General features: G+C 66.3%; 6 protein-coding genes. 2 read left to right on the plus strand and 4 right to left on the minus strand.

Features of this window, described 5'->3' with window-relative positions:
- Window positions 1-91: 91 nt before the first annotated feature.
- The 4 genes from FKP22_RS18875 to FKP22_RS18890 all read right to left on the minus strand — a co-directional run bounded on the left by FKP22_RS18875 (window position 92) and on the right by FKP22_RS18890 (window position 4,030).
- Window positions 92-967: a flagellin N-terminal helical domain-containing protein gene (locus FKP22_RS18875; protein ID WP_141289260.1), complete on the minus strand. Its 876-nt coding sequence runs from the start codon at window positions 965-967 to the stop codon at window positions 92-94.
- A gap of 142 nt (window positions 968-1,109) precedes the next feature.
- Window positions 1,110-2,015: a flagellin N-terminal helical domain-containing protein gene (locus tag FKP22_RS18880; protein ID WP_141289261.1), complete on the minus strand. Its 906-nt coding sequence runs from the start codon at window positions 2,013-2,015 to the stop codon at window positions 1,110-1,112.
- 142 nt (window positions 2,016-2,157) lie between these two features.
- Window positions 2,158-3,024, minus strand: coding sequence for a flagellin N-terminal helical domain-containing protein (locus FKP22_RS18885; protein ID WP_141289262.1), 867 nt, complete (start codon window positions 3,022-3,024; stop codon window positions 2,158-2,160).
- Window positions 3,025-3,166: 142 nt separating this feature from the next.
- Window positions 3,167-4,030, minus strand: coding sequence for a flagellin N-terminal helical domain-containing protein (locus tag FKP22_RS18890; protein ID WP_141289263.1), 864 nt, complete (start codon window positions 4,028-4,030; stop codon window positions 3,167-3,169).
- A gap of 162 nt (window positions 4,031-4,192) precedes the next feature.
- On the opposite strand from FKP22_RS18890, the gene dapF reads away from it, so the two are divergent.
- Both dapF and FKP22_RS18900 read left to right on the plus strand, forming a co-directional pair.
- Window positions 4,193-5,062 carry a diaminopimelate epimerase gene (gene dapF / locus FKP22_RS18895; protein WP_141289264.1) on the plus strand — a complete coding sequence of 290 codons (870 nt, stop codon included), beginning with the start codon at window positions 4,193-4,195 and terminating at the stop codon, window positions 5,060-5,062.
- Window positions 5,059-5,745, plus strand: a complete 687-nt coding sequence (locus FKP22_RS18900) for a DUF484 family protein (RefSeq protein WP_141289265.1) — start codon at window positions 5,059-5,061, stop codon at window positions 5,743-5,745. Before dapF ends, FKP22_RS18900 begins: the two co-directional genes overlap by 4 nt.
- Window positions 5,746-5,852 lie beyond the last annotated feature (107 nt).

Consider the following 5,852-nt stretch of genomic DNA (forward strand, 5'->3'; position numbering starts at 1 on the left):
CCCCTGATAGGCGACCGGTGGTGCTCGGCGCTTAAAGCAGGGCATGAAAAAAGCCACCCGGAGGTGGCTTGCTTGTGACATGGGCCGAGGCTTACTGCATCAGCGACAGCACCATCTGCGACATCGAGCCCGATTGCTTGAGCATCGAGGTGCCGGCCTGCAGCAGCATCTGCTTGGCAGTCATGTTGGACGTTTCCGTCGCGTAGTCCACGTCCATGATGCGGCCCTTGGCAGCGGTGGTGTTGGTGCTCATGTTGGCCAGGTTGTTGTAGACATGGTCCAGCCGGTTGGACGCGGCGCCCAGTGCCGAGCGCACGGTGCCAACTTCCTTCAGTGCAGTGTCCAGCAGCGTGATCGACGCGGCAGAGCCGATTTCGGTGCCGGCCGTCCAGCCCGAGGCCTTGTAGTTGTTGGCGCTGGCGGCTTTCAGCGCGGCGTCCAGCGTGCCGCCAGTCTTCAGGCTGGCCGACACGTCCACCTTCATGGTTTCGCTGGCGCTGGCACCGATCTGGAAGGTCACGCCGGTGGTGGCGGCCAACGAGCCGGTCGCGGCGTCCAGCAGCTTGGCGCCGCCGAAGGTGGTGTTGGCGGTGATGTTGTAGAGCTCCTGGCCCAGCGCGTCGTATTCGGACTGCATGGCGGCCTTGTCGTCGGTCGACGCGGTGCCGTTCGCGCCTTCGGTCGTCAGGTCCTTCATGCGCTGCAGGATGTCGGTGACTTCGCTGAACGCGCCTTCTGCCGTCTGCATCATCGAGATGCCGTTCTGCGTGTTGCGCTGGGCGACGGCCATGCCACGCGTTTGCGCGTTCAGGCGGGTGGCGATCTGCAGGCCGGCGGCGTCGTCCATCGCGGAGTTGACGCGGTAGCCGGTGCCCAGGCGGGTCATGGAGGTGGTCAAGGCCTTCTGGCTGTTGGCCAGGGCGCTTTGCGTGGACAGGGCGGCGGCGTTGGTATTGAGGCTGAGCATGGGGAACTCCTGGGCTGGTGGGGAAGGGTGGGCTTCGTCTCGATGCCCTTAACCAGTCAAGGCGACAGGCAGCGAACCGCACTTAAACGCCGGAATGAAAAAAAGCCACCCGGAGGTGGCTTGGTGATGGATGGGCCGGTGCTTACTGCATCAGCGACAGCACCATCTGCGACATCGAGCCCGATTGCTTGAGCATCGAAGTGCCGGCCTGCAGCAGCATCTGCTTGGCAGTCATGTTGGACGTTTCCGTGGCGTAGTCCACGTCCATGATGCGGCCCTTGGCAGCCGTGGTGTTGGTGCTCATGTTGGCCAGGTTGTTGTAGACGTGGTCCAGGCGGTTGGAGGACGCGCCGAGGGCCGAGCGCACCGTGCCGACGTCCTTCAGTGCGTTGTCCAGCAAGGTGATGGTCGCCGCGGCACCGATCTCGGTGCCCACCGTGGCCGCGGTGGCCGTGGTCTTGTAGGCGGCGCTGGCCAGGCCCAGCGTGCCGCCGTCGTTCGTCAGCCCGGCGACCGATGCCGAGACGTTGGTCGTCATCGTTTCGCTGGCGCTGGCGCCGATCTGGAAGGTCACGCCGCCGGTCTTGCCCAGCGTGCTGGTGCCGCCGGTCACGGCCGCGGCGTTGGTGCCGGTGGCGAACAGGGACTGGCCGCCGAAGCTGGTGTTGTCCATGACGTTCTTCAGCTCGCGGCCCAGCGCGTCGTATTCCGACTGCATGGCGGTCTTGTCGTCGGTCGAAGCCGTGCCGTTGGCACCTTCGGTGGCCAGGTCCTTCATGCGCTGCAGGATGTCCGTCACTTCGCTGAAGGCGCCTTCTGCCGTCTGCATCAGCGAAATGCCGTTTTGCGTGTTGCGCTGGGCGACCGCCATGCCGCGAGTCTGGGCGTTCAGGCGGGTGGCGATCTGCAGGCCCGCTGCGTCGTCCATCGCGGAATTGACGCGATAGCCCGTGCCCAGGCGGGTCATCGAGGTGGTGAGGGCCTTCTGGCTGTTGGCCAGGGCGCTTTGCGTCGACAGGGCGGCGGCGTTGGTATTGAGGCTGAGCATGGGGAACTCCTGGCTGGGTTGGAAAGTCGGGGCCTCGTGTCGACGCCCTCAACCCGGATAGGCGACGAGGTTTCGATCGGGCTTAAACCCGGGAATGAAAAAAGCCACCCGAAGGTGGCTTGGCGGCTGACAAAGCGGAGGCTTACTGCATCAGCGACAGCACCATCTGCGACATCGAGCCCGATTGCTTGAGCATCGAAGTGCCGGCCTGCAGCAGCATCTGCTTGGCAGTCATGTTGGACGTTTCCGTTGCGTAGTCCACGTCCATGATGCGACCCTTGGCGGCGGTCGTGTTGGTGCTCATGTTGGACAGGTTGTTGTACACATGGTCCAGACGGTTGGACGCTGCACCCAGGGTGGAGCGCACCGCGCCGACGGATTTCAGCGCCGTGGTCAGCTTGTCGATCGTGCCATTGGCATTGGCGGCATTGATTTCACCGGTGCCGGTGGCGTGCGCCGTGGCGGCCGCGTAGTTGGCGGTGGCTGCGGTGATGTCCGTCACTGCCGTGGCCAGATCGGTGCTGGCATTGACGGTCATGGTTTCGGCGGCCGAGGCCCCGATCTGGAAGGTCACCGCTGCGGCCATCGTGCCGCCGACCAGCAGCTTGGCGCCGCCGAAGGTGGTGTTCTTCATGATGTTGCCGATTTCCTGGCCCAGCGCGTCGTACTCCGACTGCATGGCATCCTGGTCGTCAACCGACGAGGTGCCGTTGGACGCCTCGGTCGCCAGGTCCTTCATGCGCTGCAGGATGTCGGTGACTTCGCTGAATGCGCCTTCTGCCGTCTGCATCATCGAGATGCCGTTTTGGGTGTTCTTTTGCGCCACGGCCATGCCGCGGGTCTGGGCGTTCAGGCGGGTGGCGATCTGCAGGCCGGCGGCATCGTCCATCGCGGAATTCACGCGATAGCCGGTGCCCAGACGGGTCATCGAGGTGGTCAGGGCTTTCTGGCTGTTGGCCAGGGCGCTTTGCGTCGACAGGGCGGCGGCGTTGGTATTGAGGCTGAGCACGGGGAACTCCTGGCTGGGTTGGAAAGTCGGGGCCTCGTGTCGACGCCCTCACCCCTGATAGGCGACCGGTGGCGCTCGGCGCTTAAAGCAGGGCATGAAAAAAGCCACCCGGAGGTGGCTTGCTCATGGGAGGGGCCGAGGCTTATTGCATCAGCGACAGGACCATCTGCGACATCGAGCCCGATTGCTTGAGCATCGAGGTGCCGGCCTGCAGCAGCATCTGCTTGGCGGTCATGTTGGACGTTTCGGTGGCGTAGTCCACGTCCATGATGCGGCCCTTGGCGGCGGTCGTGTTGGTGCTCATGTTGGCCAGGTTGTTGTAGACGTGATCCAGCCGGTTGGACGCGGCACCGAGGGCCGAGCGCACCTTGCCTACGTCCTTCAGCACCGTGTCCAGCTTGGTGATGGCGGCATTGGCGCCACCGGCGGCGGTGAGTTCGGTGCCGGTGCTGCCAGCTGCCGCGTAGTTGGCGGTGGCGGCCAGCAGGTCGGTGCCCAGCGTGGTCATGTCGGTCGAGACGTTCACCGCCATGGTTTCGCTGGCGCTGGCGCCGATCTGGAAGGTCACGCCACCGGCGCCCAGCGTGCCACCGGCCAGCAGCTTGGCGCCGCCGAAGGTGGTGTTGTTCATCACGTTGTAAAGCTCCTGGCCCAGCGCGTCGTATTCGGACTGCATGGCGGTCTTGTCGTCGGCAGACGAGGTGCCGTTGGCTGCTTCGGTGGCCAGGTCCTTCATGCGCTGCAGCATGTCGGTGACCTCGCTGAATGCGCCTTCGGCCGTCTGCATCATCGAGATGCCGTTTTGCGTGTTGCGCTGGGCCACGGCCATGCCGCGGGTTTGCGCGTTCAGGCGGGTGGCGATCTGAAGGCCGGCGGCGTCGTCCATCGCGGAATTGACGCGGTTGCCGGTGCCCAGGCGGGTCATCGAGGTGGTCAGGGCCTTCTGGCTGTTGGCCAGGGCGCTTTGCGTCGACAGGGCGGCGGCATTGGTGTTCAGGCTGAGCATGGGGAACTCCTTGGCTGGGTTGGAAGTCAGGGCCGCCTTGCGACGCCCTCACCGTGACTAGGCGTCGGTGCTGGCGCGGCCCTTAAGCCAGCCGGTCGAAAATCCCTGGGCAAACCCCGCGAACCGAGGGGCCGGCAGCGCGCGAGCGCGGATAATCGCGCCATGCGTTTGCGATTCACCAAGATGCACGGCGCCGGCAACGACTTCGTCGTGCTGGACGCGACCCAGGCGCCGCTGGCGCTGAGCCGCGATCAGCTGCGCCTGCTGGGCGACCGGCGCTTTGGCGTCGGTGCGGACCAGATCCTGGTCGTCGAGGCCGCGGACCGGCCCGGCGTGGACTTCCGCTACCGCATCTTCAATGGCGCGAGTGGCGACGAGGTCGAGCAGTGCGGCAATGGCTCGCGCTGCTTCGTGCGCTACGTGCGCGACCATGGCTTGAGCGAGCGCGACACCATCCGCGTGGCCACCGTCAACAATGAGCTGGAGTTGCGCCTGCAGGCCGATGGCCGTGTCACGGTGGACATGAACCAGCCCGTCTTCGAGCCGGCCCGCCTGCCGTTCGACCCTTCGGGTCTGGTGCCGCGCATGGTCAACGGCTTCGAGCTGTGGCCGCTGGACCTGGGTGATGGCGACGCAGGGGGCGACACCGCCGAAGTGGCCGTCGTCTCCATGGGCAACCCGCACGCCGTGCTGCGCGTGCCCGAGGTGGACGCCGCACCGGTGGCCAGCTGGGGCCCGCGCATCGAGGTCCACGCGCGCTTCGCCCGGAAGGTCAACGCCGGCTTCCTGCAGGTGGTGAGCCGCAGCGAAGTGAAGCTGCGCGTCTTCGAGCGCGACGCGGGCGAGACCCTGGCCTGCGGCACGGGGGCCTGCGCGGCGGTCGTCGCCGGCATTCGCCTGGGCTGGCTGGACAGCAAGGTGGACGTGCACACCCGTGGCGGCGTGCTGACGATTGAATGGAACGGCCCCGGGCATTCGGTCTTGATGACCGGCCCCGCGGTGACCGTGTTTGAAGGAGAGATCGAACTGTGACCACCCCGCTGCAAGGCATCACCGAAGACGACATCGCCAACTACCTGGTCAACACGCCCGGTTTCTTCGAGCGCCATGCCGAACTGCTGTCCACCGTGCAGCTGACCAGCCCGCACGGGCTGCGCGCCGTTTCGCTGCAGGAGCGGCAGATGGAAATGCTGCGCGAGCGCATCAAGGGGCTGGAGCGCAAGATCATCGAGATGATCCGCGCCGGGCAGGACAACGTGGTAATCGCCGAGCGCATGCACCGCTGGACCTGCGCGCTGATGCTGGCGCGCAGTGCCTCGCTGCTGGGCCAGGTGCTGATCGAGGAGCTGAAGCACGAGTTCCTGATCCCGCAGGCCGCTGTGCGGGTCTGGGGCGTCTCGGCCGGCCACGGCCACCTGCCGTGGGCGCAGGCCGTGAGCGACGACATCAAGACCTTCGCGTCCAGCCTGACCCAGCCCTACTGCGGCCTGAACGCCCAGTTCGAGGCCACCAGCTGGCTGGGCGACCCGACGCCGGCGCAGTCCGTCGCGCTGGTGCCGCTGCGCCTGGGCAAGTCCGCTGGCGAATGCTTCGGCCTGCTGGTGCTGGGCTCGCCGGACGCGCTGCGCTACCAGAGCGACATGGGCACCGAGTTCCTGGTCCAGGTCGGCGACATTGCCAGCGCCGCGCTGGGCCGGCTGCTGGTGGGCGAATAAGCGCCGCGATGGTCGACGCGGCACCGCCTACCGTCGGGCCGGACCTGCTGCCGGATCCGCTGCCGCGTTACCTCAGCCACCTGCGGGTGGACCGGCGCCTGGCCGAA

Origin of the sequence: Ideonella azotifigens (assembly GCF_006519715.1) — a bacterium.
GTDB lineage: Bacteria > Pseudomonadota > Gammaproteobacteria > Burkholderiales > Burkholderiaceae_C > Ideonella > Ideonella azotifigens.

Coding starts and splice junctions, on each gene's coding strand:
- FKP22_RS18875 (WP_141289260.1), bottom strand. CDS start 967: ATGCTCAGCCTCAATACCAACGCCGCCGCCCTGTCCACGCAAAGCGCC.
- FKP22_RS18880 (WP_141289261.1), bottom strand. CDS start 2,015: ATGCTCAGCCTCAATACCAACGCCGCCGCCCTGTCGACGCAAAGCGCC.
- FKP22_RS18890 (WP_141289263.1), bottom strand. CDS start 4,030: ATGCTCAGCCTGAACACCAATGCCGCCGCCCTGTCGACGCAAAGCGCC.
- dapF (WP_141289264.1), top strand. CDS start 4,193: ATGCGTTTGCGATTCACCAAGATGCACGGCGCCGGCAACGACTTCGTC.